The organism is Pseudomonas sp. T1.Ur (assembly GCF_023516725.1).
GTDB classification, from domain to species: Bacteria; Pseudomonadota; Gammaproteobacteria; order Pseudomonadales; family Pseudomonadaceae; genus Aquipseudomonas; species Aquipseudomonas alvandae.
Map to the genome: position 1 here is coordinate 2699479 of NZ_JAMGSN010000001.1, position 25029 is coordinate 2724507.

Sequence of the window (25029 nt, forward strand, 5' to 3'; positions counted from 1 at the left end):
GGTCCGCGGTGTTGGGAGGTCAGCGCGGATGTTAGCGTCCAAACCAGGCAAGCGCTACGGCCTCAGCCCGCCGAACGAATACGCTCCACCAACCGCGCCTGCAACGCCTCGAGCTCCTGCGGATCGGCCTTCCCTTGCCCGTGAGCGCCGGGCGCCTGCCCTTCCCAGCGCGGAATGATGTGCACGTGGATGTGATAGACCGTCTGCCCGGCCGGTGCGCCGTTGAACTGAGCGATCTGCACACCGTCCGGCTGCAATTCGTCGACGATCACGCGGGTCAGGCGCTGCACGGCTGACATCAACGTGCCGAGGACAGCGGGTTCCACTTCGAGGATGTTGCGTGCCTGGGACGCCTTGGGAATGACCAGCACATGGCCGCGCGACTGGGGGAAAATATCCAGGAAGGCCAATACATCGGCATCCTCGTAGATCTTGTAGGCAGGTGCTTCGCCGCGAAGAATCATCGCGAAGATATTCTGCGAATCGTATTGGCCGTACAAACTCATGGTTGCTCCTTGGACAGTGTTGGTTTTTTTAATGTCAGGGCTATCTTCAGCTGTAATTCGTTTTCTGAAAACGGCTTGTGCAACACCGGGCACTGCGCAAACTCCTCGGGCAGGCCGCTCGCGCCGTATCCGGTGCTGAACAGGAACGGAACCCCACGCCCACGCAGGATTTCAGCCACCGGGAAGACCCGTTCCCCGGCGAGATTGACGTCCAGGATCGCCAGGTCGACCTCTGCCGTGGCTGCCTTCTCTCGAGCCAGGGCGAGGCGTGGCACGGACGCCACCACCGCGCATCCCAGGTCCTCAAGCATTTCCTCGATCAACATCGCGACCGTGCCTTCGTCCTCCACGAGCAGGACCCTGATACCCGCAAAGAGGGTCATGCGCAATGCTCAATGACCGTGAACGAGAAGCGACAGAGAACGCCCTCTGGGGCATAGGTCAGCACGAATATCCCGCCCAGGTCGCGCTCGATGCAGCGTTTCATCAATCGCGAACCCAGCCCTTCGTGTTCTGGCGACGATACGGGCGGTCCATCCTGCTCGCGCCAATCGACGGTCAGCAACACACCGCTCGATTGCGGCTGGACGTTCCAATTCACCGACAGCCTGCCTGTCTCGACGGACATCGCGCCGTACTTGAGGGCGTTGATTGCCAGTTCGTTGAGGGTCATCGTGAGGCTGAGCGCTACGCGGGTATCGACATCGATGGCATCGCCTTCGATCGTGACACGGCCGGGCTCGGCGCCGAATATCGGCAGCAATACTTCCTGGGCCAGTGACGCCAGGGGCGTCTGCCCCCAGTGCCGCCGAGTCAGGAGATCGTGAGCGCGCGACAAGGCGAGCAGGCGTGCCTCGAAGCGGTTGTAGCCCTCCTTGGCGCTTTCTGCGTTGCGTGAGGTTTGGGCCGCCAGGGATTGCACGGTGGCGAGGGTGTTCTTGACCCGATGGTTGAGCTCGTCGATCAGGGTTTTCTGGCGGTCTTCGGCCTGCTTGCGCTCGGTGATGTCCACCAGCATGTTGATCGCACCCACCAGGTTGCCCTCGGCATCGTGCAGCGGCGTCGGGTATGGCGTGAACGGCACGCGACTGCCGTCGGGACGCTCCGCGATGGCCTCGACCCCGCGTATCGGTCGGTTTTCCTTCAGGGCGACGGCCATCGGGCATTGGTCGTGGGGCAGGAAGCTTCCGTCGGTGTTGAACAATTTCCAGGTCACGCACCACAGGTCGCCCAATTGAGGCGTGCGCCCCGACAATTCGATGGCCGCCCGGTTGAAAAAGGTGATGCGTCCTTGGGCGTCGGTGGTGTAGACCGCCGCCGGCAGTGCCTCGAGCAGATTGCGCATGTGCCGTTCGCTTTCACGGACCTGGTTTTCCATCCGCCGCGCCAGCGTGACGTCCTGGAGTACCCGCACGCCATAGCGGAACCCGCCATGCGTATCCCGCACGGAGGAGCTGTGGATGTCCAGGTAGACGGTCTCGCCATCAGGCTTGAAGGCACGCTTGCGCAGCACGTAATGGTCCAGCTCGCCCGCCACCTGGCGTGCATACAGGGCCGCGTCCTGGTCGTGGCTGTCGGTGTGGGTGTAGTCCAGGAACGTCATGTCCAGCAGCTCCTCCCGCGAACGACCGAGCATGTTGCAGAGGGCATCGTTCACCCGCAGCAGTCGGCCGTCCGCCCCCGACTCGGCGATCCCGATCGTTGCCGCTTCGTACGTCGCGGACAGCCGATCATCGCTCTCCTGGCGCGCCGCCTCGGCCAGGTGGACACAGGTCATGTCAACCGTGAAGCAGCGCGTATTGAACAGCTTGCCGTCCTCGAACCGACCGTTGGAGGTGATGGTGACGTACTTGATCGAACCGTCCTTGGCCTTCAATCGCGCCGGATAGCTTTCCAGGCACTCGCCACTGTTCAACTTGCCCAGGATGTCTCCAATCACCGGTTCATCGACATGAAAATCAGCGATGGGCCGGCCAATGTATTCGTCCGCCGAATACCCCAGCAGGGCCAATTCGGCCTTGTTGGCACGCAGGATGATGCCGTCGCCACTGACGATGTGCAGGCCGACGGCGCTGTTTTCGAAGAAGTCTTCCAGGTCGGCATTCTTGCGCCGCAGCTCTTGCTCCAGGGCGTGGTGCGCCGAGACGTCCTGGAAACAGTTGATTGCCCCTTGAATGATTCCATGAGCATCTTTCAAGGCGCGGATGTTGACCAGTGCCACGATCCGCGTTCCGTCCGGACGTTCGATGAGCACTTCATGGTTACGCGTCGCCGCGCCGTCTTCAAGCGCCGACGCCATCGGGCAGTCTTCGAACGCCAGCGGCGTACCGTCGGGCAGGTAGAGACGATAGGAACCGCAAAACCGGTCGCCGCCCTCACCCACTATTGGCGTGCGTCCCCACAGGGTTGCTGCCTCGCTGTTGTAGCGGACCAGCCAGCCCTGGCGGTCGCAGAGATACACTGCGCCGGGAATCGCATCGAGCGCGTTGGCCCCCATGGACACGAGACTTTCGTACTCGCTCGGCGTGCGCGTCTCCAGGGGAAACGCTTCAATATTCGACATTACTGATCCTCAATCCGCCTGGCTGAATGCCTGCTACACAGCGCTTGCGGTCAAAACCCGAGGCGCGATCCCAGCCCGGATAAATCCTTTCATACGCCGGCGCGGATTTTTTCATGCAGCTGCAATGGATTCTAGATCCCTATCCAACCCGCGAGTTCAGGAAAATTCGACGGCACCTCCGCTGACATCAGAACCCGAACAATGCACGCGGTGTTTCGACCATCAGCGCACGCATGAGCGGACCCGCACACTCCAACGCCCGCAGCTGCTGCGTCACGGTATCGAAGCCGACGCTGGCCTCATGTTGTGTGTGCGGCCAGTCACTGCCCCATACCAGACGCTGGCGGCCGAAACTCTGCTCCAGCAAAGCCAGCGCGGCACGGGCAAATTCCAGGTTCTGCCGGTCCGTCCCCGCCAGCCGATAGATGCCCGAGACCTTCACCCATACGTGTCCGCCGAGCCCCAGCGCCAACAACTCGGCAAAACCGGGTTGGTCGATGCCCAGACGCGCATCCGGGCGACCGAAATGGTCGATGACCACCTGCACGCCAAACGGAATCAGCTGACGAATCAGGCTTGGCAGCTCCGCCACCGGGGCATGCAATTCGACGTGCCAGCCCAATGTCGCGAGATCGCCAAGCAATTCCTTCCAGGCGGCTTCGCGAAAATCGGGCAAGGCCTTGCCCATCAGGTTCAAGCGAACGCCGACCACCCCCAGCCGGGCCATGTGCTCCAGCGTAGCGCGGCCGATACCCGGCTCCACCACCACAACCCCGCGCAACTGCTCCGGCGCCTGCCGCAGGGCGGCCAGCAGGTAGCGGTTATCCGTGCCGAGAAAGCTCGGCTGGACCAACACGCCGTGGCTGAGACCGTGGGTTTGCAAATGACCCAGGTATTGCCCGAGCGTGGCGTCGTAGTCCGGTGTGTAGCGCCGCACCGCCGCCCACTCCAGTTCCCGGCTGAACACATGAGCGTGGCAATCGATGCCGGTAACCGGCGTCTTGGTGAGATCAACCATGAGTCTTCATCTAGCGTAAATAAGAAATAATCAGGCCCGGGCGCGCTCGCCGCCGGGGGCCAGGTCGGACGCCGCGGGCGCAGTGGCTTCCAGGCTCCGGCCTCGGGTTTCCGGCAGGCACAGCGCCGCAAGCACCGCCACGCCGTAGGCAATGCCGGCGTCGATGCCGATGGCCGAGCCCAGGGACATCGAGTCGCTCATGTGGCCGACCAGGAACGGGAACACCGCCGACAGCACCCGGCCGAAGTTGTAGCAGAACCCGACGCCGGCACCGCGTACGTCCGCCGGGTACAGCTCATTGAAGAATGCCCCGAGACTCGCCGGGATGCCCGCCGCGAAGAAGCCCAGCGGAAAGCCCAGGAAGAGCATCTGGGTATTGCTCAGCGGCATGAACACGTAGCACTGCACCGTGATCACGCAGCACAACGCGAAGAGCAGGATGTTCTTGCGTCGGCCGATGCGATCGATCAACAAGCCACTGACCACGCAACCGCACCAGAAGGCAAAGATGATCACCGCCAGGTAGCCACCCGAGTTAAGCACCGACAGATTGCGCTCGGTCTTGAGGAAGGTCGGCAGCCAAGTCATCACCGCGTGATAGCCACCGTGGGCGCCCAGCCCGAGCAATCCACCGAACAACGTGACGCGAATCAACTCGGGACGAAAGATGCCGGCCAGGGACTTGAAGAAACTCTGCGGGATGGCCTGTTCCTTTTGCAGGCGCTGGAAGCTGTCCGGCTCTTCGACGTTGCGGCGCACCCAGATGATCAGGAACGACGGCAGCAGGCCGACGATGAACATCACCCGCCAGGCCATGTCCTGCGGTACGAACGAATAGATCAGCGTAAAGACCCCGACCGCCAGTCCCCAGCCCACCGCCCAGGCACTCTGGACCGTGCCCATGACCTTGCCGCGGTATTTTGGATTGATCGTCTCGGCCATCAACACCGCGCCGGCGGCCCACTCGCCACCGATGCCGAAGCCCTGCAAGGCCTTGACGATCAACAACGAGTGGAAACCGGTGACGAACGCCGACAGGAACGTGAAGAAGGAAAACCACAAGATCATCCATTGCAGCGTGCGCACCCGACCATAACGATCGGACAACGTGCCGCCGACCCAACCGCCCAGGGCCGAGGTGACCAGCGTGACGCCGCTGATCAATCCGGCATCGCCCTTGGACAAGGCGAACGCGGCAATCAGCGCCGGTATCGCCAGGCCGAACATCTGGACTTCCAGCGCGTCGAGCGACCATCCGCCGAAACACGCCCAAAACGTTTTACGCTCCCGCGAAGTGATTTGGCGATACCAGCTGAACATGATTTTTATCCTTATAAATGGAACGAAAGGCAGCCGAGCGCGTACCGTGCCGCTGCAAGGCCAGTCAGGAACAACAAAACGACAAGGGCAGCGACGACCGACTGGTCGCCGCAGGATTCGCTAGCCCGGCAAGGTCAGCGGATCTCGACGCTGTAGCGGAAATGCTCGGCATGCCCGCGGGAACGGCGCCACTCCAGCGGGTTGCCGGCGTAATCCCGCGCCAGGCGCTCGATCACTACCACCGGGCTGTTCACCGGGACCTGCAACAAACGGGCGTACACCTCGTTGACCGACTCGGCGGTGAGCGTTTCTTGCGCGTAGGCCACGACCTGCCCGCAGGTTTCTTCATAGATCGGATAAAGCAGCGGGCCCTTCTGGCTCAGGTCGATCTCCAGCAGCGCCTGGAACCGACTGCGCGGCAGCCAGATCTCCTCGGCCAGCACCGGCGCCACCTCCAGCAGACGCAGCCGGACAATGCGGATGACCGGCGCGTCCACCGGCAATCCCAACGCCTGGGCCACCGCCGAAGGCGCCGCCACGGGTTCTACCGACAAGATCTGGCTCTCTGGAACCCGGCGTTCACCGGAAGCGGATTGAAAACGGAAAAAACGGAACAGTGACGACTGGAACTGCGGCCGGCGAATGAAGGTACCGCGCCCTTGCTGGCGCTCCAGGATGCCCTCGGCAACCAACGCATCGATCGCCTTGCGCACCGTCCCGGTGGACAGCGCGTATTCGGCTGAAAGCGCCGCCTCAGTAGGAATCGCCTCTCCCGGACGCCAGCGATTGTTGGCGATCTGCTCGGCCAACTGGTCGCGCAAACGTTGGTAGAGCGGCAGGCGGGTATCGCTGGATAGCGTGTTCATAAGATTTTATTCGCCTTGTTATCTAGTCATCTATATGAATTTAGGCGGCAGTATTTGTCCCTTGCCACCCTGCTGTCAAGAACCTGCCGCTCGCCGTGCGTCGTAACTTGGCGCTAGCATCGGGTCGCTTTTGCGAAAACCCGCCCGCGTTGTCAAAGTGGGCAGGGTGAGAGGACGACGCAAAATCCTGTGGGAGCGAGCCTGCTCGCGAAAACTTTGGCACATTCACTGTTATTGCCAACTGACCCACCGCTTTCGCGAGCAGGCTCGCTCCCACCCCCCTCAAGTCGGCAGGTTCAGCACCCGACAGCCACAGCGCTTGAACTGTCGCTGCAGAACCGGCATGGCCGTTGGGCCCTGCTCAGTTTGATCGATTGACTGACATTGGAGACATGTGACGAGGTAACGCCAGCGAAATCAGCGCAGCCAGCAGCACGGATGCGCTGGAGACCCAGAGGCATGCAGCCAACCCGTATCCTTGATAAACCCAGCCGGACAGCACCGTCCCGGCCAACCGACCGAGGGCGTTGGACATGTAGTAGAAACCCACGTCCAGCGATACACCGTCTTCCTTGGCATACGCCACGATCAAATAGCTGTGCAGCGACGAATTCACCGCGAACAGCGCACCGAAGACCATGAGCCCGCCCAACAGCACCGCTTGATGAGACAGCCCCAGGGCGATGATTGCCGGGAGACCCGCCAGCGCAAGCGCCCAGAGGCACGCGGCGCGTCCATCCGGCACTTGCCCGCGCTTCTTTCCAGTGAGGTTCGGTGCCAGGGTCTGCACGATGCCGTAGCCGATGACCCAGGCGGCGAGAAAACCGCCGACTGTCCAGAAATCCCAGCCAAAGACGCTGCTCAGGTAAACCGGCAAGGCCACCACGAACCACACGTCCCGGGCGCCGAACAGGAACATCCGCGCGGCGGACAACACGTTGATCGCGCGGCTCTTGGACAGGATGTCGCGAAACTTCGGCGTGGCTTTCGCCCTACCCAGGTCCTTTTTCAGCAGGATCAGGCTACCGACCCAGATCAGCGCCAGCACCGCCGCCATCGCCAGCAACGCCCCTTGGAATCCGAGCACGGCGAGCAGCGCCCCACCGAGGAAAAACCCGACGCCTTTGAGCGCGTTCTTCGAGCCGGTGAGGATCGCGATCCATCGATAAAGCCTGCCCTGCTGCCCACCCGGCACCAACAGCTTGATCGAGCTCTTGGCGCTCATCTTGTTCAGGTCCTTGGCGATTCCCGACAATGCCTGGGCGCTCATCACCCAGGCGATGGTGAGCAACGCGGAAGGCACCGTCAGCATCAGCAGCGCCACGACTTGCAGGCCCAAGCCGACGTTCATCGTCCGGTTCAGGCCCAGGCGAGCGCCCAGGTAGCCGCCCAGCAGGTTGGTGATCACGCCGAAGAATTCGTAGAACAGGAACAGCGCGGCAATCTGCAAAGGGCTGTAGCCCAGGGCGTGAAAGTGCAGCACGACCAGCATGCGCAGGGCGCCGTCGGTCAAGGTGAACGCCCAGTAATTGCCCGTGACGAGCAAGTACTGCCGCACTTCCGGCGCAAGGGTCGACAAGACTTTCATCGCGGCTCCTCAGCCCGCCAGGCCGACCATCCGGGCGAGTTCGACGGTACGGTTGGCGTAGCCCCATTCGTTGTCGTACCAGGCATAGAGTTTGACCTGGGTGCCGTTGATGACCAGGGTCGACAGCGCATCGATGATCGAGGAACGCGGATCGGTGCGGTAGTCGATGGACACCAGTGGACGCTCTTCGAAACCGAGAATGTCCTTGAGCGCGCCTTCAGCGGCGTCCTTGAGCAAGCGGTTCACTTCCTCGACCGTGGTGGGACGCTCGACCTCGAAGACGCAATCGGTCAGCGACGCATTGGCCAACGGCACGCGCACGGCATGGCCGTTGAGGCGTCCGCGCAGCTCTGGGAAAATTTCGGCGATGGCGGTGGCCGAGCCGGTGCTGGTGGGAATCAGGCTCATGCCCGAAGCCCGGGCGCGGCGCAGATCCTTGTGCGGCTGGTCAAGGATGCTCTGGGTATTGGTCAAGTCATGAATGGTGGTGATAGAACCGTGGCGAATGCCGAGTTTTTCGTGGATCACCTTCACCACGGGCGCTAGGCAATTGGTGGTGCACGACGCGGCGGTCACGATGCGATGCTGTTCCGGCATGAACAATTGATGGTTGACGCCCATGACGATGTTCAACGCGCCCGGCTCTTTCACCGGAGCACTGACCACCACACGCTTTACGCCTTGATCGAGATAAGCCTGGAGCACCGCAACGGTCTTCATCTTGCCGCTGGCCTCGATCACCACATCGCAACCCGACCAGTCGGTGTCGCCGATCGCCTTGTTGGCGGTGACCATGATGCGCTGGTCGTCGATGACCAGGTTGTCGCCCTCGGCGTCGGCCTGACGGTGCCAGCGGCCATGCACCGAATCGAAGTTGAGCAGATGGGCATGGGTCGTTGCGTCGCCCGCCGGATCATTGATCTGCACGAACTCGAACTCAGGCCAGCCCCAGGCCGCACGCAGGGCAAGGCGCCCGATGCGACCGAAACCGTTGATGCCGATTTTGATAGTCATGGTAGGGGCTCATAGAGGGTGGCGCGAATATAGGGTTTTCCGCATACGAGCGAAAGCCCAGTTGCACACTAATCGCTGGCAACGCTCCCCCCGTGGCGAGGGAGCTTGCTCCCGCAGAGCCTGTAGGAGCTGCCGAGCGAAGCGAGGCTGCGATCTTTCCAAGGACACTTGAATTTCAAGCGAAAGATCAAAAGATCAAAAGATCAAAAGATCAAAAGATCAAAAGATCAAAAGATCAAAAGATCAAAAGATCGCAGGCTTCGCCAGCTCCTACCGAGCCCAGCGGGAGCAAGCTCTCTCGCCACGTTGCGCAGTTATTCTCGTTCGATGGCGTGCCCCCGGGCCACGCTCGTAGTACAGTCTCCACCCGATGTCAGAACCCATTTCGAAAGACGTGAAGCCACCAGAACTCCGTTCGAACCGAGCCTCGCCTCACGTCATTCAACAGCCGCAGCGGTCACAGCATGATTGAAATCACCGAAGTCTCCATCGCCCAACTCCGGGCCGCGCTCGAATCCGGCCAGACCACGGCGGTCGAGTTGGTCCAGGCCTACCTGGCCAGGATCGATGCCTACGACGGCCCCGAAACGCCCACCGCACTCAATGCCGTGGTGGTTCGCAACCCCGCTGCATTGGAAGAAGCCAGGGCGTCCGATGCCCGTCGCGCCGCGGGCCAGACCTTGGGTCCGCTCGACGGCATTCCCTACACGGCCAAGGACAGTTACCTGGTGAAGGGCCTGACCGCGGCCTCGGGTAGCCCGGCCTTCAAGGACCTGATCGCCTATCGCGATGCCTTCACCATCGAGCGGCTGCGCGCCGCCGGGGCCATCTGCCTGGGCAAGACCAACATGCCACCCATGGCGAACGGCGGCATGCAGCGTGGCGTGTATGGCCGCGCCGAAAGCCCCTATAACGCCGCCTACCTCACGGCGCCTTTCGCCTCGGGCTCTTCGAACGGTGCGGGCACCGCCACCGCCGCCAGTTTCGCCGCGTTCGGCCTGGCGGAAGAAACCTGGTCCAGCGGACGCGGCCCGGCCTCGAACAATGGCTTGTGTGCCTATACGCCGTCGCGCGGGGTGATCTCGGTGCGCGGCAACTGGCCGCTGACGCCGACCATGGACGTGGTCGTGCCCTACGCCAGGACCATGACCGACCTACTCGAAGTGCTGGACGTGGTGGTGGCAAACGACCCTGAGACCCGAGGCGACCTGTGGCGCCTGCAACCCTGGGTGCCGATTCCACCCGTCGATTCGGTTCGTCCCGCCTCCTATTCAAGCCTTGCCGCCAAACCGGAAACGCTGGCGGGCGTACGCCTGGGCGTGCCGCGCATGTACATCAACGCCGATCCCGAGGCGGGCACCGCCGAGAAACCCGGCATCGGTGGCCCGACGGGGCAGCGCATCATCACGCGCCCCTCGGTGATTGCCCTGTGGGAAGCCGCACGCAAAGTCTTGGAGGCCCGAGGCGCCGAAGTGATCGAGGTGGATTTCCCGCTGGTGTCCAACTGCGAGGGCGACCGTCCCGGCGCGCCGACCGTGTTCACCCGTGGCCTGGTGTCCAAGGAATTCCTGCACCATGAGTTGTGGGACCTGTCGGCCTGGGCGTTCGATGACTTCCTGCGGGCCAACGGCGATCCGAAACTCAATCGCCTGGCGGACGTCGACGGACCGCTGATCTTCCCCCACGACCCCGGCACCCTGCCCAACCGCGAGGACGACCTGGCCGCCGGCATGGACGAGTACGTGAAGATGGCCCAGCGCGGCATCACGCCGTGGGACCAGATCCCCACCCTGCCCGAGGGCTTGCGCGGCCTCGAAGAAACTCGCCGGATCGACCTGGAAGACTGGATGGCACGGCTGGGCCTGGATGCGGTGATCTTCCCCACCGTGGCGGACGTCGGGCCAGCGGATGCGGACGTCAACCCAGCGTCCGCCGACATCGCCTGGAGCAACGGGGTCTGGGTCGCCAACGGCAACCTCGCCATCCGCCACCTGGGCGTGCCCACCGTCACCGTGCCGATGGGCGTCATGGCGGACATCGGCATGCCCGTGGGCTTGACGTTCGCCGGCAAGGCCTATGACGACTCGAAGCTGTTGCAACTGGCTTCGGCCTTCGAGTCGCTGGGATCGAAACGGATGATTCCGCCACGGACGCCGCCGTTGTCGCCAGCACCGTCAGCCTCAACCCGACCTTGAAACATACCCTGTAGGAGCTGGCGAAGCCTCGGGCCGCGTTCGGACGATCTTTTGATCCAAAGATCGCAGCCTCGCTTCGCTCGGCAGCTCCTACAGGGACCACCTCACGGTCAATCGAACCGCCCCACCGCCAGCCGACCGATCTCAGGCCGCGCATACAGGAACCCCTGCATCAGCTCGATGCCCAGCGCCAGCAGTGCGGCGCTTTCTTCCGGCGTCTCGACGCCCTCGGCAATCACGGTAATCCCCAACCGATTCGCAACCAGGAGGATCCCATCGACGATCGCCTGTTTGACAGGGTCCTGGTCGATGCCTCGGGTCAACGCCATGTCGATCTTCAGCACTTGGGGTTGGAACAGTGCCAGCAGGTTGAGCCCGGAGTAGCCGGAACCGAAATCGTCGATGGCGGTGGTGAAACCCTGGCGTTCGTACTCCTGGAAAATCGATTTGAGATGGTCGGGATCATCGACCCGTTCGCCTTCCGTGACTTCGAACATGAGCCGGTTCGACGGGAAATTGCTTTGACGCGCGGCCTCCAACGTCGCACGTATGCACGTCTCGGCCCGGTACACGGCGTTGGGCAGGAAGTTGATGCTGAGCAGGCAATCGGGAATGTCGAGGATCCCCAGCCGCGCGGCTTCTTCGATCGCTTTTACACGGCACGCCTGGTCGAATCGGTAACGGTTGCTGTCATTCACAAGCCCCAGGATATGGGCTGCCGATTCCCCGTTAACGCCCCGGACCAGCGCCTCATAGGCAAACGCGGACCGCGTGCGGACATTGAAGATGGGTTGGAATGCCATGGTGAAATCGAACCCCAGCGCCTCATGGTCGCGGCATTCAGCGCACCCAAGGGACCGGAAGGTTGGAGAGGATGGAGGTGGGGTCATGATCATGTTCCGTTGCGGCAGCGGGCGTCCCTGTGAAGCAGAAACTATAGGCAATACCCCTTGAGTCGGCACGGGCCCCGCTTTCTGGAGCGCTGTCAGGCCCGTTGATCGTGTGACCGCTGTCGCAAATCAAATGCTTATTCGATCATCGGCACCTTTGCCGCCCGCTGGTAAGGCCCGTATTCGACGGGCACCCATTGGAAATGCTTGTCGACCGCGGTGATGTGGCCCACGCCCGGAAACGGCAGATGCGCCGCCGCGACCCAGGTCTTGCTGGTCGCCGCGTCCTTGAACACCTTGGCGCGGCTCTTGATGGCTTGCTGATTGTCGACGTCGAAACGAATCGACACCTCGGGGTGTTCGAACTGCACCGCCAGGTTATGCACCAGGTCCCCCATGAACAGGATGCTCTGGCCATTGGACGTGAAGCGATAGGTGGTGCTGCCCGGGGTATGCCCGGCCTCGAGCTGGACATCGACGCCAGGCACCGGTGCCTGACCGTTGGCGAATGTCTTGAAGCGACCGGCCGCGACGTAGGGCGCGGTGGAATCCTGGGCGATCTTGAAGAACTCGCGGGCACCAACGGGCGCCTTGACCAGCGCTTGTGGGTCGAGCCAGTAGTCGGCTTCGGCCTTGGCCGTGTAGACCGTGGCGTTGGCGAATATCGGTTGTTGCTTGTCATCCACCAGGCCACAGACGTGGTCCAGGTGCAAATGGGTCAGCAGGATGGCGTCGACCTGCTCCGGGCGATAGCCAGCGGCGCGCATGTTGGCCGAGAGCATGCCAGCGGTGGCGCCAATGCATTGGCCGGCGCCGGTGTCCACCAGGACCAGTTGCTTGCCGGTATTGATCAGGAACGCGTTGAACGCGGTCTGTACGCCGGGCGTTTCAATCGAGCGCCGTGCCAGCAACGCGCGGACCTGATCCTGGGTCATCCCCTGGAGCAGCTTGGGCGACAGATCGTTATAGCCGTCGAACAGCGCCGTCACTTCGTAATCGCCCACCGCCAACCGGTAGTAGCCGGGCACCTGGGTGCCCTGGAGCGGCGCCTGGGCCATGGCGACGGCGGACGTCAAGGCCAATGCCAGGCCAGCCCCGCGGAATGTGCGCACCAGAGATCGTTTCATAGCTTCACCTTGAGCAAATCAGCAAACGGCCACCCTTCCGGCAGCCAGACGGTGCCGATCATGCACGCGCCTGCTCCCGGGAAATTGCAGCCATGTGCTGACTTGTTACCCGGCGACGCCGAGGTGAACGCAATTAACAACGTTTAACTCGCGCGTCCACGTGACCTCACCAAGAATGCCTCTTCGTTCAGACTTTTTTGAAGCGGGAGGCGCATACCCGATCGTGCGGTACGCCTGCACGTCTCCCGTGGACACGGAATTCATCTCATGGCCCATGCATCGCTCGTCGCCGCCAGCGCACCCATCAGTCCCGCACGCCGGACCACCACGGGAGGTCTCTCTCCCTGGCGAGAGAAACGGGTCAAGGCGATGATTCTCGACGGCCTGAGCGACACCTTGGAAATTGCCCGGCTGGCCGAAGCCTGCGCCCTGTCCCGCAGCCATTTTTCCAGGGCGTTCAAGTGCAGCACCGGCCAGTCCCCACAAGCCTGGATCCGTGCCCAGCGCATTATCCGGGCCAAGCACCTGATGCAGACCACCGACCTGACCCTGACGCAAATCAGTCAGGAATGCGGCTTTTGCGACCAGGCGCATTTCTGCCACATCTTCACCCACAGCGAAGGCATCAGTCCGTTTGCCTGGCGGTCGCGGGTGCTGCGCGCGCAACCCGCCTAGTCCGGCTCTTCAATCCTTTCACACGGAAACCACGCATGCCGCCCGCCTTAAAATACGCCCTCGCCGCCAGGCAAACGACAACCACCTTGAAGCCGCTCTGGCTCCTCGCCTTGCTCGCCGGGCATGCCCCGGCGATGGCCGCACAAACCGCGCCGGGATTCCTGGACGGGGCATCGCTGGAGGTCCTCGGCCGCAACTTCTACCTCAACAACGACTACCGCTCCCCGAACCCGTCGGGCAAGAACTACAAGCAGGAATGGGCCCAGGGATTCATCGCCACGTTCGAGTCCGGCTTCACGCCAGGCACCGTCGGCGTAGGCGTCGACGCCCATGGTTTCCTGGGTTTGAAGCTGGACGGCGGCAAGGGCCATGCCGGCACCGGGTTGTTGCCGCTGGACGACGACGGTCGTAGCGAGGATGAATATTCCAGTGCCGGCGGCGCGCTGAAACTCAAGGTATCGCGCACCACCCTGGCACTCGGTGAGATGACCGTGGCGACGCCGGTATTCGATACAGCGGACAAACGCCTGCAACCGGAATACGCCAGCGGCGCGCTGCTCACCAGTCGGGAATTGGACGGGGTCGATTTGCAGGCCGGCCATTTCAATGCATTCAAGAATCAGGACGCGTCCACCGCCAGGGGCGATTTTTCCGGCTACGGGGCGACCACCCGCCACGCCAGCATCGACTTCATCGGCGCCGATCTGTTCAGCGACCGCACGGTCGGTGGCGCGCTCTATGCCTCCGAACTGAGCGACACCTGGCGCCAGTACTACGGCAATCTGCATTCGACGGTTGGCGACCTGTTTCTCGACGGCAACCTGTATTACACCCGCGACCAGGGTCGGGCCAGTGCGGGCAGCATCGACAACACCGCTTTCAGCCTCTCCGGCAAATACCGGCTCGACGCCCAGGCATTCACCCTGGCCTATCAGCAAGTCCACGGCGACACGCCTTTCGATTTCGTCGGCGGCGACTCCATCTACCTCGCCAATTCGATCAAGTATGCCGATTTCAATGGCCCGGGCGAGCGCTCCTGGCAGGCGCGCTACGACCTCGACCTGGGAGCCCTCGGCATCCCCGGCCTGAATTTCATGGCCCGTTACGTGAGGGGAAGCGGGATCGATGGCAGCCATGCCCCCGAGGGCGGCGCCTACAATCCGTTCGACAGCGATTCCGCAACCTTCAGCCCGCAGCAGGGCGACGGCGGTCGCCATTGGGAACGCGACCTCGACCTGCGCTACGTCGTGCCGTCAGGCCCGGCCAAGGACCTGTCGCTGCAGCTCTCCCACGTCACTCACCGCGCCAACAGCGCCCAGGCCGGCGATGACATCGACAGGCTGTACATCGTCATTCAATACCCGCTCAAACTGGGACCGTTCTGAAAGCGTTTAAAAAAAACCGCATTCCACGCCATCGCCAAGGTCTGTAGAACATCAAAGGCAAGAGGAAAAAAGCGTGGATTACCTGGGATGGGTCCAATGGCCAGCGATGGCGGTCACCGTACTGGCCGCCTGGCTGATCGGCTCGCGCCAGCCCCGTCGGCGAGTGGCGGGGTTCAGTTGTTTTATCGTCAGCAACATCCTTTGGGTCATCTGGGGCCTGCACACAAGCGCCTACGCGCTGATCGTCCTGCAGTTCTGCCTGTGCGCGATGAATTTGCGCGGGTTCAGGAAAAACACCCGGTAGCCGCTGATGGACACTTACTTCATCGTCTGCCCAATGACCTGCACCAGATCAATTTGCTTGAACGGCTTGATCAATCGTGGCAGTTGCGTAGCGAAGCCCTCCAGCCGTTCGGCGTAGCCAGTGGCGAGGATGATCGGCAGGGTCGGCTGGCGGTCGCGCAGCAATCTCGCCAACTGCGCCCCGTCCATCTGAGGCATGGCCATGTCCGTGATCACCAGGTCGAAATCCTGGATACGCTCGTACAGTTCCAGTGCCTGGGCGCCCGACGACGCGCAAACGACCTGATGGCCAAGGTCTTCGATGAGCAACCGGGTGCTGGTCAGGACCAGGCTGTCATCGTCCACGACCAGTACCTTCAGGCCATTGACCGGCGGCGCCGCAGTTTCCATGGCCGTTGGCTTGTCCGCTACCGCGTCGCCAGCCACCGGCAGCCACAGCTCAGCGGTGGTACCGACGCCTTTTTCGCTCTTGAGCATCAGCCGGCCGCCCAACTGCTCGGCCAGGCCGTGGACCATGGACAGCCCCAGGCCGGTGCCCTTGCCGACGCCCTTGGTGGTAAAAAACGGATCGACGGCCAAGGCCAGTGTCGCCTCATCCATCCCCTCGCCTTCGTCGGTGATCGCCAGGCAGACATAGCGTCCAGGCGCCAGCTGCCTGTCCGGTGCCCCGACCTCCTCTCCCAACCTTTCCTGCGCCTGGATCAGTATACGACCGCCTTGCGGCATGGCGTCCCGGGCGTTTGTCGCCAGGTTGAGGATCGCCAGTTCCAACTGGTTGACGTCGGCCAGCACCGGCGACAAGGCCTCGGCAAATTGGGCCTGGATATGGATCGACGGTCCCAGTGAGCTTTGCAGCAAGCCACTGATGCCCTGCACCAGCGCGACCAATTCCACCGGTTCGGAGGTCAGTTTCTGCCGGCGGGCAAAGGCCAGCATGCGCTGGGTCAGCGAAACACCCCGCAGCGCGCCCTGGGTTGCGTTATCCAACAACTGGGCGAGCTTCGGCTCGTCGGGCATGCGCTTGCGCACGATCTCCAGGTTACCGAGGATCACCGTCAGCAGGTTGTTGAAGTCATGGGCAATGCCCCCGGTGAGTTGTCCGATGGCCTGAAGTTTCTGCGATTGGAACAGGGCCTCGCGGGCTTGCTCCAGTGCCTCCTGGGCCTTGGTGGCGTCGGTGATATCGCGGGTGATCTTGGCAAATCCGAGCAAGGTGCCGGTGTCGCTGCGGATCGCATCGATGACCACATGGGCCATGAACCGCGTGCCATCCTTACGCACCCGCCACCCCCTCTTTTCGAAACGACCGTCGGTGGCGGCAACACTCAGGGCGCGCTGCGGCTCACCCGCCTCGCGGTCCTCGGGGGTATAGAACATCGAGAAGTGCTGGCCGATGGCCTGGGTCGGCAGGTACCCCTTGATGCGCTGCGCGCCTTGGTTCCAGTTGGTCACGCGGCCGTCAGGGTCAAGCATGTAGATGGCGTAGTCGGTGACGCTCTGCACCAGCAGACGAAACTGCTGTTCGCTTTGCTTGAGGGTTTCCTCGGCCATCTTGCGATCGGTGAGGTCGCGGGTGATCTTGGCGAAGCCGAGCAATGTGCCGCTCTGGCTGTCGATGATCGGATCGATCACCACATGGGACCAGAACAACGTGCCGTCCTTTCGCACGCGCCAGCCTTCGCCTTCAAAGCGCCCTTCGCGCACGGCCGTGTCCAGGGCGCGTTGCGGAAGGCCGTCGGCACGGTCCTGGTCGGTGTAGAAACGGGAAAAATGCTGCCCCAGGATTTCCGACTCTTCATAGCCCTTGAAGCGCCGGGCGCCGGAGTTCCAACTGGTGATGATGCCCGACGGATCGGTCATGTAGATGGCATAGTCGACCACCGCGTCGATCAACAGGCGAAAGCGCTGTTCTTCGTTGATGCGAGGGGTCTTGGGGTCGTTCTCAAGCATGTCGGCCGAGGCATCCGAGGGAATTTGCGTGGAGTATGGAACAAGTGTCGCGTCAGGAAAAACCTGATTTATGTGTGGCTATAGGATCCTAGTGGGCGCGAGCCTGCTCAGGGCGGCGATCCGACGATAGCAGTTGTTCAGCTTGCGTCAGTGCTGAATATGCGGCCGCTTTCGCGAGCAAGCTCGCTCCCACAATGGTCCTGCGCTGAATGCAAAGCTCATGAACACCCGCTATCCCTGTGGGAGCGAGCTTGCTCGCGAAAGCGGAGGATCAGCTTGCAGTGATGTCGGATGTACTGGCGTCTTCGTCGGAACGCCGCCCGGAGCAGGCTCGCCCCCACAATGGTCCTGCGCTGAACGTAAAGCTCATGAACACCCGCTATCCCTGTGGGAGCGAGCTTGCTCGCGAAAGCGGAGGATCAGCTTGCAGCGATGTTGGATGTGCTGGCGTCTTCGTCGGATCGCCGCCCGGAGCAGGCTCGCCCCCACAATGGTCCTGCGCTTAATACAAAGCTCCTGAACACCCACTACCCCTGTGGGAGCGAGCTTGCTCGCGAAAGCGGAGGATCAGCTTGCAGCGATGTTGGATGTGCTGGCGTCTTCGTCGGAACGCCGCCCGGAGCAGGCTCGCCCCCACGGGTTGGGGCGCGTTGTTCCGATTTGACCGACCACCACTGCGGCAGCAACCGCTGCACCTTCGCCTCTGCGAACCGGTCATCGATCAGCATCACCACCCCGCGATCCTGCTGGGTGCGAATGACGCGGCCAGCCGCCTGCACGACCTTCTGCAAGCCAGGATACAAATAGGTGTAGTCATAACCATCGCCAAAAATGGCCGCCATGCGCTGCTTGATCTGCTCGTTGACCGGGTTGAATTGGGCCAGCCCCAAGGTCGCGATGAATGCACCGATCAGGCGTGAGCCCGGCAGGTCGATGCCTTCGCCGAACGCGCCGCCCAGCACGGCGAAGCCGATGCCCTGGCTGCGCTCCATGAACCGGTCGACAAACGCTTGCCGGGGCGCTTCCCCCATGCCGCGCGATTGGCTCCAGGTGGCAATGTGTGGGAATCGCTCGGCAAACAATCCCGCCACCTGCTGCAGGTAATCGAAGCTGCTGAAGAACGCCAGGTAATTACCGGGACGCTCATCGAACTGGCGGGCCATCAACGTGACGATCGGCTCGAGGGAGGCCTGGCGGTGGGCAAACCGGGTGGAAATCCGGCTGATCACCTGGACATCCAGTTGTTCGGCCTGGAACGGCGATTCGACGTCGATCCACACCGTGTCCGCTGGCGTACCCAACATGTCGGCGTAGTAGCGTCGGGGGCTCAACGTCGCGGAAAACAGTACGCTGCTGCGCGACGCGGTGAACCTTGGCCGCAGGAAACCGGCCGGCACCACGTTGCGCAGGCACAAGGCGGACAGGCTGCGCTGGCGCGCGGATTCGCGCTTGTGGATGTCGAACAGGAAGTGCTCATCGAATGACTCGGCGACCCGGCCGAACTGCAAGGCGTCGAAATAGAAGGCTTGCAGGCCACTGTCCAACCCCTGCGGATGGTCGTTGAGGTAATCACCGATAGCGGTCGTGCAGGCTCCCAATGCCTGGAGCAACTTGTCCGGCGGTTTTTCATAGGCCTGGTAAACGGCGATCTGCGGCGCATGCAGGGCGTTCCACTGGCGATTGACCTTCTGCAGGGCTTTCTTCAGCGGCTCGGGAGCGGTCTTCAACAGTGCCGTCAACGCCGCCTGGTCGAGGGTCGCGCTGTACATCTGCCGTCCGCGCTCCACCAGGTTGTGGGCTTCGTCCACCAGGGTGGCGACGGTCCAGCCATTGGCCTGGGCGAGGCCGAAGAGCAAGGCGCTGAAATCGAAGTAATAGTTGTAGTCAGCCACCACCACGTCGGCCCAACGGGCCATTTCCTGGCTCAGGTAGTACGGGCAGATGTCGTGATCCAGCGCGATGTCGCGCAAGGCCGCCTGATCCAGCAGCGTTACCTGGCTCGCCGCCGCACGGGCCTGTGGCAGGCGATCATAAAAGCCACGGGCCAGCGGGCACGATTCGCCGTGGCAAGCTTTGTCCGGATGCTCGCAGGCCTTGTCCCGGGCAATCATCTCCAAGACCCGCAATGGCATTGCCGGGGCGCTGTCGGTAATCAGCCGGGCCGCGTCCAGGGCCAGTTTGCGTCCTGGGGTTTTCGCCGTGAGGAAGAACACCTTGTCCAGTCGCTGGGGCGCCAAAGCCTTGAGCATCGGGAACAGCGTGCCAACGGTCTTGCCTATCCCGGTCGGCGCCTGGGCCATCAGGCAACGACCGGTGCTGACGGCCTTGAACACCGACTCGGCCAGGTGCCGTTGCCCGGGCCTGAAGCCGGCATGGGGAAATACCAGGGCCTGGGCGCCTCGGTTGCGCGCCTGGCGGTGGTGCATTTCCTGTTCGGCCCAGGCCAGGAACAGGGCGCACTGCTGTTCGAAGAATATCTGGAGCTGCGATGCTTCGAAGCTGTGGGTCAGGCAGGTTTCCTTTTCACTGACGATGTCGAAATACACCAACGCGACGTCAATTTTCGGCAACTGCAATTTCTGGCACATCAGCCAGCCGTAGATCTTCGCCTGGGCCCAATGCAACTGGCGATGGTTGTCCGGTTGCTTGCCCAGGTCGCCCCGGTAGGTCTTGACCTCTTCGAGGCAATTACGCCCAGGATCGTAGCCGTCTGCCCGGCCCTTGACCCTCAAGGTGTGGTAGACGCCCTCGAGGCTGACCTCGGCCTGATAACCCTCGCTGCGCCGCGAGGCCACGGTGCGGTGGCCGACAATCCCCTCCAGCGCGGTGGGAGACGGCGTGAAGCGCAGATCCAGGTCGCCGACCTTGGCGGTGAACTCACACAACGCCCGCACGGCAATGCTGTAGCTCGGCAGATCGGTCATGCACCCTGCTCCGCCCATTGCACGTAACAGACGGCGACGGGCATCCGGTGCTCATGGCAAAACTCCAGCCAGCGCAGTTGGTTGTCCTGCAAGCGATCGCCGGGGCCTTTGACTTCGATCATGCGATAGGTCTTGTGCTGCGGCCAGAACTGGATCAGGTCGGGCATGCCGGCGCGGTTGGCCTTGATGTCCAGCAACAGGCGGTTGAACCAGTGCTTGAGGTGTTCCGCCGGGAGGCAGTCGAGGGCCTGGTCCAGCAGCGCCTCGGACAGCGAGCCCCAGAACACGAACGGTGACTGTACGCCCCACTTTTGCACGTAACGACGGCGGATGGTGTCCCGGTAGCGACCGTCATCCAACTCGGCGAAGCACGCCGCGAACAGCTCGGCGCGGCGCTCATGGAAATCCTCGTTGAGCAGGTCCACCGGCCCGCGCTGGAACGGATGGAAAAAAGCCCCCGGCAGCGGCGCGAAAATCGCCGGCCAGCACAGCAGGCCGAACAGCGAATTGACCAGGCTGTTCTCGACGTAGTGCACCGGAGCGGCTTCTTCGTGCAGGTGGGCCTGGACGCAATATTCCACCGACAACATGGGATCGACGCGAGGCAAATGCAGATCCAACCGCTCCACTTCCCGGGCGACGGCGCGCGGTACCGGCGGCCCACCCAGCTTGCGTCGCAGCCGGGGCACGATCCGCAGCAAGGCCTGGCACTCCGCCGCGCTTTGCGGCGATTGCGCCGCCGTCTCGGCCAGTTCCAGGGCCAGCGTGTGTTCGCCAATGCGCTCCAGCACACGAATCATCCGCAGCCGCGCGCCGGGATAAGTGCAGTCGCGATAAATACACAACGCCAAGGCAAAATCGCCGATACGCTCGCCATGCTGGCCCATCTGGAGCAGCAATTTACCCCGGCGTCGCTCCAGCCACGGATTGTCCAAGGCCAACGCGCTGACGTGATCGACGATCGTTTCGAGCGGTTCGCCGGTTTCGAAACGTTGCTGGCAGTCATGCAAGAACAGGCAGGCATCGATGTCCTGGCGGCTGCGCAGCCCCCGGGACTCGGCGCTGAACTCGACGGTTTCATAAATAAAGATGCCCAGGTCCGCCAGCACGAACTCCGACCAGTCCTGGTAGAGGTTGCCAAAAAACATCAATCGCAGGCGATCGCACAGGTCCATGACCGTGATACTGAACAGTCGTTCTTCAAGCTGTGGGCACCAGTCGCGAAATGGCTGGGGTTGGCTGAAGCAATCGGCCAGGGCCAGCAACCACTCGGCCTTTTTGGCCTTGGGCTGTTCGATCAAGTGGCCCAGGCACAAGAGAATTTCCGGCTTGAGCAGCACATCGAACAACTCGGCCAGGCTCAGGTTGGCCTGTTCCTCGACCCAGCCCAGGGCCAACAACGGCGCTACGGCGGCGCTGATCTCGCCGATTTCCGCGTAGTGAAGCTTGCTGTGGCGAAAATGCAGGCCCTTGCGCATTACCAGCCGCACCAGCAGGCCTTGGGACGAACGCGGCAATGCCGCGAAAGCATCGATGAATTGCTGTTCTTCAACGCTGAGCACATCCGCGTAACGCTGGCTTAGCCAGGCGAGTACGCGCTGGAAGTTGTTCAGGTAGTAGAAGGGATCGTCGAGGGGGTTGGCTGTCACGGGAGCGGGCGTCACACAGGTTGGATACTGGTTATGCGTACAGATATCAGCTACCGAGGGCCCAGGCAACTGCAAAAGATGAGCGGTCTCCTAGTATTAAAGGTGAAATCCCTCAAGCGGCGATGAACTTTCCTACGGCAAGCGGGACAAATGGCGGTTAACTCAGTGATGGCCCGGTCGAATCAGACCGGCCACGCCCTTCTGATCAAGAGGTTATGGATTATGAACATCAGGTTTCTGGGCCTGCCCCTGGCTGCCATGGCGTTCCTGGCTTTGGCCGGCTGTTCGACACCCACCGTGGTGACACTGCAGAACGGCACCCAGTATTTGACCGAGGACACGCCCAATACCCGCACCGCCGATGGCTTCTATGAGTTCGAAGACATTTCGGGCAAGAAAGTCCGGGTCCGCGCCGACGAAGTGGCAACGATACGCAAGGGAGACTGATCGAATCCCTCTCGATGAAGGTTTTTTTTATCCACCTGACCACCGCTCTTTTCACAACGGTTCGATCGTGCTCGCGCACACTTCTCGCAGGCAGCTCCTTATCCAGCGATGCACGGGGTCGGCGTCCATGCGCGGATGCCAGAGCATGGCTACCGTAAAGCCGGGGAGCACGAACGGCAACGCGAACGTGTGCATGCCAAGGCGCAAACGGGTGCTGTAGCGTTCCGGCACGCTGGCGATCATGTCACTGGACCGCGCCAACCCCAGCGCGGTGGAAAAACCCGGCACGGTGGTGATGAGGCTTCGGGACAAACCCAAGGCGCCAAGGGCCTGGTCGATGGAGCCGTGTTCCAAGCCACGCAGGGAAATGCCAATGTGCTCGCCCGCCGCATAATCAGCGGCGCTTACGTCGATCCTGCTCAGGGGATGCCCTGCTCGCACGACGCCAACGATACGGTCACCGAACAACCCTTGCGTCAGCAGTTCCGGGCGGGTGTCTTCGTCTACGACGGCGGTCTCCAGATCCACGCTGCCCTCGCGCAGCGCCGTGCTGTCCCTGTCGGTCTTTTCGACAAACCGCAGCCTTATTCCCGGCGCCTGCCGGGCAATCCGCTCGATCAGCTCGATCGCGAAGTTTTCCACGAAGCCTTGCCGGGTGCGCAACGTGAAGGTTCGATTCACCCTCCGAAGGTCCGTGGCCTGCACCGGACGTAGCGCGGCCTGAGCGCCCTGCACCAATTGGCTGACTTGCTCACGCAACTCGATCGCTCGCGGGGTCGGAACCAATCCGCGCCCCGCCCGCACCAGCAATGGATCACCCATGGCCTGGCGCAACCGCGCCAAGGCCCGGCTCATGGCCGAAGGGCTGAGCTGCAGCCGCCGGGCGGCACCGGCCACACTGCCTTCAGACAAGAGCGCGTCCAGCGTGACAAGCAAGTTGAGATCGGTAGCGGACATCATCGGGCCCCTGGATAGGATGGATAGCGTTTCATGCAGCTATAACATGCAACTCGTGCGTCTTCCGCCATGTTATGCCACCGCGTACCGTTCTCGCAGCGCTTTATAGGCGAACCGGATTGCGAGGAAACATGATGAAACCAGCCGATACGAAACCAAGCCTGCCACCCACGAGCGGCCCGCAACCGCTTGCTCCCGCGCGCCAGGCCTTGGCCAGCCTGGCGCTGTCAACGTTATTGGCGTCGCTGGGTGCCAGCGTCACCGCCGTGGGGTTGCCAGTGTTGGCCCAAGCGTTTGACGCCTCATTCCAGCACGTTCAGTGGGTGGTACTGGCCTATCTCCTGGCGATCACCACGCTGATCGTCAGCCTCGGACGCCTGGGCGACTTGATTGGCCGACGCAAGCTGTTACTGGCGGGAATCGCGCTGTTTACGCTTGCGTCAGCATTGTGCGGCCTCGCGCCGTCGCTGTGGCTGTTGATCGCCGCCCGGGCACTGCAAGGGCTGGGGGCCGCCATCATGATGACGCTGACGCTGGCCCTGGTCGGCGAAACGGTCGATAAGGCCAGGGTTGGCAGCGCCATGGGCCTGCTCGCCACGCTGTCCGCGGTAGGCACCGCGCTGGGCCCTTCCCTGGGCGGCGTATTGATGACCGGGTTTGGCTGGCAGGCGCTGTTCCTGGTCAACGTACCGCTCGGGCTGGTGACCTTACTGCTGGCCTGGCGGTCCCTGCCCGCCGGGCAAGCCGCCCATGTCGAGAAGGTGCGTTTCGACGTCACGGGCACGCTTTTGCTCGCCGCAGCCCTTGGCGCCTACGCCTTGGCCATGACCTTGGGTGGCGGGCATTTCGGTGGGTTGAATGTCAGCTTGCTGGCGGCGGCCATTATGAGTGGTGGATGGTTCGTTCGGACGCAGCGTCGGCGCCCATCGCCGCTGATCCCGCTGACGATGTTCGGCGATCGCTTGCTGGTATCGGGCCTGGCGACCAGCGCGCTGGTGGCAACGGTCATGATGGCGACCTTGCTGGTGGGGCCATTCTACTTGTCGATCGCGCTGGGGCTCCCGTCGGCCATTGTCGGTCTGGTATTGGCCGTCGGGCCAGCCGTCGCCGCCCTCGCCGGCATGCCTGCCGGTCGCCTCGCCGATCGGTTTGGGGGGCGTCCCATGCGCCTCCTGGGGTTGGCGACCATGGCGGGTGGTTGCCTGCTGCTGTCGCTGGTTCCCCCGGCGCTTGGCATCGCCGGTTACGTCACGGCGATCACGGTAACGACCTTGGGCTACGCGATGTTCCAAACGGCAAACAATGCGGCGGTAATGGCCGAGATTCCCGCCAGCCAACGCGGCGTGATCGCCGGGCTGCTCAATTTATCGCGCAACCTCGGCTTCTTCAGTGGCGCAGCGGTACTCGGCGCAGTCTTCGCGGCCCTGTTGCCGACCAACGGTACTCCCTCCGCCTCTCCCCAGGCTGTTGCCGACGGGCTGCACGTCACCTTCGCCGCCGCCCTTTCGCTGATGGTGCTGGCAGGCTTCATCGCCTTCAAATACCGCGAGCCAGAGCCATTGGCTGCTCTTCAGGACACTGCGGGACGACCATGATGGCACTCTGAACATTTGTCCTTAGGTCATGACGCAGGTCAAAAAAAATGAACCAAT

20 protein-coding genes are annotated in these 25029 nt (G+C 62.6%); 6 read left to right on the forward strand and 14 right to left on the reverse strand.

Annotation, left to right across the window (positions count from 1 at the left end; genetic code table 11):
* Nucleotides 1-62: 62 nt before the first annotated feature.
* The 8 genes from M8Q45_RS12080 to M8Q45_RS12115 all read right to left on the reverse strand — a co-directional run bounded on the left by M8Q45_RS12080 (nt 63) and on the right by M8Q45_RS12115 (nt 8875).
* Nucleotides 63-506, reverse strand: a complete 444-nt coding sequence (locus M8Q45_RS12080; RefSeq protein WP_249874939.1) for an HIT family protein — start codon at nt 504-506, stop codon at nt 63-65.
* Nucleotides 503-889 carry a response regulator gene (locus M8Q45_RS12085; protein ID WP_249874940.1) on the reverse strand — a complete coding sequence of 129 codons (387 nt, stop codon included), beginning with the start codon at nt 887-889 and terminating at the stop codon, nt 503-505. Before M8Q45_RS12085 ends, M8Q45_RS12080 begins: the two co-directional genes overlap by 4 nt.
* Complete coding sequence (locus M8Q45_RS12090) at nt 886-3069, reverse strand: PAS domain-containing sensor histidine kinase (protein WP_249874941.1); 2184 nt, start codon at nt 3067-3069, stop codon at nt 886-888. The genes M8Q45_RS12085 and M8Q45_RS12090 overlap by 4 nt, the downstream gene beginning before the upstream one ends.
* 187 nt (nt 3070-3256) lie before the next feature.
* Nucleotides 3257-4087 (reverse strand): amidohydrolase family protein, encoded by an 831-nt coding sequence (locus M8Q45_RS12095; RefSeq protein ID WP_249874942.1) that lies wholly within the window; start codon nt 4085-4087, stop codon nt 3257-3259.
* A 30-nt stretch (nt 4088-4117) separates the two neighbouring features.
* Nucleotides 4118-5407 carry an MFS transporter gene (locus M8Q45_RS12100; RefSeq protein WP_198797326.1) on the reverse strand — a complete coding sequence of 430 codons (1290 nt, stop codon included), beginning with the start codon at nt 5405-5407 and terminating at the stop codon, nt 4118-4120.
* A 134-nt stretch (nt 5408-5541) separates the two neighbouring features.
* Nucleotides 5542-6273, reverse strand: a complete 732-nt coding sequence (locus M8Q45_RS12105; protein ID WP_249874943.1) for a GntR family transcriptional regulator — start codon at nt 6271-6273, stop codon at nt 5542-5544.
* Between the two features lie 361 nt (nt 6274-6634).
* On the reverse strand, nt 6635-7861 hold the full coding sequence (arsJ, locus tag M8Q45_RS12110) for an organoarsenical effux MFS transporter ArsJ (protein ID WP_249874944.1): 1227 nt from the start codon (nt 7859-7861) through the stop codon (nt 6635-6637).
* Nucleotides 7862-7870: 9 nt separating this feature from the next.
* Nucleotides 7871-8875 carry an ArsJ-associated glyceraldehyde-3-phosphate dehydrogenase gene (locus M8Q45_RS12115; RefSeq protein WP_249874945.1) on the reverse strand — a complete coding sequence of 335 codons (1005 nt, stop codon included), beginning with the start codon at nt 8873-8875 and terminating at the stop codon, nt 7871-7873.
* Between the two features lie 464 nt (nt 8876-9339).
* On the opposite strand from M8Q45_RS12115, the gene M8Q45_RS12120 reads away from it, so the two are divergent.
* Nucleotides 9340-11070 carry an amidase gene (locus M8Q45_RS12120; RefSeq protein WP_249874946.1) on the forward strand — a complete coding sequence of 577 codons (1731 nt, stop codon included), beginning with the start codon at nt 9340-9342 and terminating at the stop codon, nt 11068-11070.
* Nucleotides 11071-11180: 110 nt separating this feature from the next.
* On the opposite strand, the gene M8Q45_RS12125 is transcribed toward M8Q45_RS12120, so the two are convergent.
* Together M8Q45_RS12125 and M8Q45_RS12130 are read right to left on the reverse strand one after the other, a co-directional pair.
* The gene (locus tag M8Q45_RS12125; RefSeq protein ID WP_249874947.1) at nt 11181-11960 is read right to left on the reverse strand and encodes an EAL domain-containing protein; all 780 of its coding nucleotides are present in this window, start codon (nt 11958-11960) and stop codon (nt 11181-11183) included.
* A 137-nt stretch (nt 11961-12097) separates the two neighbouring features.
* The gene (locus tag M8Q45_RS12130) at nt 12098-13087 is read right to left on the reverse strand and encodes an MBL fold metallo-hydrolase (RefSeq protein ID WP_249874948.1); all 990 of its coding nucleotides are present in this window, start codon (nt 13085-13087) and stop codon (nt 12098-12100) included.
* A 267-nt stretch (nt 13088-13354) separates the two neighbouring features.
* On the opposite strand from M8Q45_RS12130, the gene M8Q45_RS12135 reads away from it, so the two are divergent.
* From M8Q45_RS12135 to M8Q45_RS12145, 3 genes are all read left to right on the forward strand, one after another.
* Nucleotides 13355-13762 carry a helix-turn-helix domain-containing protein gene (locus M8Q45_RS12135; RefSeq protein ID WP_249874949.1) on the forward strand — a complete coding sequence of 136 codons (408 nt, stop codon included), beginning with the start codon at nt 13355-13357 and terminating at the stop codon, nt 13760-13762.
* Between the two features lie 35 nt (nt 13763-13797).
* Complete coding sequence (locus M8Q45_RS12140) at nt 13798-15147, forward strand: OprD family porin (protein ID WP_249874950.1); 1350 nt, start codon at nt 13798-13800, stop codon at nt 15145-15147.
* Between the two features lie 73 nt (nt 15148-15220).
* On the forward strand, nt 15221-15451 hold the full coding sequence (locus M8Q45_RS12145) for a hypothetical protein (RefSeq protein WP_249874951.1): 231 nt from the start codon (nt 15221-15223) through the stop codon (nt 15449-15451).
* A 14-nt stretch (nt 15452-15465) separates the two neighbouring features.
* On the opposite strand, the gene M8Q45_RS12150 is transcribed toward M8Q45_RS12145, so the two are convergent.
* The 3 genes from M8Q45_RS12150 to M8Q45_RS12160 all read right to left on the reverse strand — a co-directional run bounded on the left by M8Q45_RS12150 (nt 15466) and on the right by M8Q45_RS12160 (nt 21973).
* On the reverse strand, nt 15466-17400 hold the full coding sequence (locus tag M8Q45_RS12150) for a hybrid sensor histidine kinase/response regulator (RefSeq protein ID WP_249874952.1): 1935 nt from the start codon (nt 17398-17400) through the stop codon (nt 15466-15468).
* 527 nt (nt 17401-17927) lie between these two features.
* Complete coding sequence (locus tag M8Q45_RS12155; RefSeq protein WP_249874953.1) at nt 17928-20324, reverse strand: ATP-dependent DNA helicase; 2397 nt, start codon at nt 20322-20324, stop codon at nt 17928-17930.
* Nucleotides 20321-21973, reverse strand: coding sequence for a VRR-NUC domain-containing protein (locus M8Q45_RS12160; protein ID WP_249874954.1), 1653 nt, complete (start codon nt 21971-21973; stop codon nt 20321-20323). Before M8Q45_RS12160 ends, M8Q45_RS12155 begins: the two co-directional genes overlap by 4 nt.
* A 222-nt stretch (nt 21974-22195) precedes the next feature.
* Here M8Q45_RS12160 and M8Q45_RS12165 point away from each other — a divergent pair, with 222 nt between their 5' ends.
* Entirely contained in the window at nt 22196-22420 is a 225-nt protein-coding gene (locus tag M8Q45_RS12165) for a YgdI/YgdR family lipoprotein (protein ID WP_249874955.1), read from the forward strand.
* 51 nt (nt 22421-22471) lie between these two features.
* On the opposite strand, the gene M8Q45_RS12170 is transcribed toward M8Q45_RS12165, so the two are convergent.
* The gene (locus M8Q45_RS12170; protein ID WP_249874956.1) at nt 22472-23377 is read right to left on the reverse strand and encodes a LysR family transcriptional regulator; all 906 of its coding nucleotides are present in this window, start codon (nt 23375-23377) and stop codon (nt 22472-22474) included.
* Nucleotides 23378-23511: 134 nt separating this feature from the next.
* Here M8Q45_RS12170 and M8Q45_RS12175 point away from each other — a divergent pair, with 134 nt between their 5' ends.
* Complete coding sequence (locus tag M8Q45_RS12175; protein ID WP_249874957.1) at nt 23512-24972, forward strand: MFS transporter; 1461 nt, start codon at nt 23512-23514, stop codon at nt 24970-24972.
* Nucleotides 24973-25029 lie beyond the last annotated feature (57 nt).

What these genes read in the sequence shown, in the direction of transcription:
- M8Q45_RS12100 (WP_198797326.1), bottom strand. Translation starts at nt 5,407, where the DNA reads ATGTTCAGCTGGTATCGCCAAATCACTTCGCGGGAGCGTAAAACGTTT.
- M8Q45_RS12170 (WP_249874956.1), bottom strand. Translation starts at nt 23,377, where the DNA reads ATGTCCGCTACCGATCTCAACTTGCTTGTCACGCTGGACGCGCTCTTG.
- arsJ (WP_249874944.1), bottom strand. Translation starts at nt 7,861, where the DNA reads ATGAAAGTCTTGTCGACCCTTGCGCCGGAAGTGCGGCAGTACTTGCTC.
- M8Q45_RS12090 (WP_249874941.1), bottom strand. Translation starts at nt 3,069, where the DNA reads ATGTCGAATATTGAAGCGTTTCCCCTGGAGACGCGCACGCCGAGCGAG.
- M8Q45_RS12175 (WP_249874957.1), top strand. Translation starts at nt 23,512, where the DNA reads ATGAAACCAGCCGATACGAAACCAAGCCTGCCACCCACGAGCGGCCCG.
- M8Q45_RS12140 (WP_249874950.1), top strand. Translation starts at nt 13,798, where the DNA reads ATGCCGCCCGCCTTAAAATACGCCCTCGCCGCCAGGCAAACGACAACC.
- M8Q45_RS12085 (WP_249874940.1), bottom strand. Translation starts at nt 889, where the DNA reads ATGACCCTCTTTGCGGGTATCAGGGTCCTGCTCGTGGAGGACGAAGGC.
- M8Q45_RS12165 (WP_249874955.1), top strand. Translation starts at nt 22,196, where the DNA reads ATGAACATCAGGTTTCTGGGCCTGCCCCTGGCTGCCATGGCGTTCCTG.
- M8Q45_RS12095 (WP_249874942.1), bottom strand. Translation starts at nt 4,087, where the DNA reads ATGGTTGATCTCACCAAGACGCCGGTTACCGGCATCGATTGCCACGCT.
- M8Q45_RS12120 (WP_249874946.1), top strand. Translation starts at nt 9,340, where the DNA reads ATGATTGAAATCACCGAAGTCTCCATCGCCCAACTCCGGGCCGCGCTC.
- M8Q45_RS12155 (WP_249874953.1), bottom strand. Translation starts at nt 20,324, where the DNA reads ATGACCGATCTGCCGAGCTACAGCATTGCCGTGCGGGCGTTGTGTGAG.
- M8Q45_RS12105 (WP_249874943.1), bottom strand. Translation starts at nt 6,273, where the DNA reads ATGAACACGCTATCCAGCGATACCCGCCTGCCGCTCTACCAACGTTTG.
- M8Q45_RS12115 (WP_249874945.1), bottom strand. Translation starts at nt 8,875, where the DNA reads ATGACTATCAAAATCGGCATCAACGGTTTCGGTCGCATCGGGCGCCTT.
- M8Q45_RS12150 (WP_249874952.1), bottom strand. Translation starts at nt 17,400, where the DNA reads ATGCTTGAGAACGACCCCAAGACCCCTCGCATCAACGAAGAACAGCGC.
- M8Q45_RS12080 (WP_249874939.1), bottom strand. Translation starts at nt 506, where the DNA reads ATGAGTTTGTACGGCCAATACGATTCGCAGAATATCTTCGCGATGATT.
- M8Q45_RS12130 (WP_249874948.1), bottom strand. Translation starts at nt 13,087, where the DNA reads ATGAAACGATCTCTGGTGCGCACATTCCGCGGGGCTGGCCTGGCATTG.
- M8Q45_RS12125 (WP_249874947.1), bottom strand. Translation starts at nt 11,960, where the DNA reads ATGACCCCACCTCCATCCTCTCCAACCTTCCGGTCCCTTGGGTGCGCT.
- M8Q45_RS12135 (WP_249874949.1), top strand. Translation starts at nt 13,355, where the DNA reads ATGGCCCATGCATCGCTCGTCGCCGCCAGCGCACCCATCAGTCCCGCA.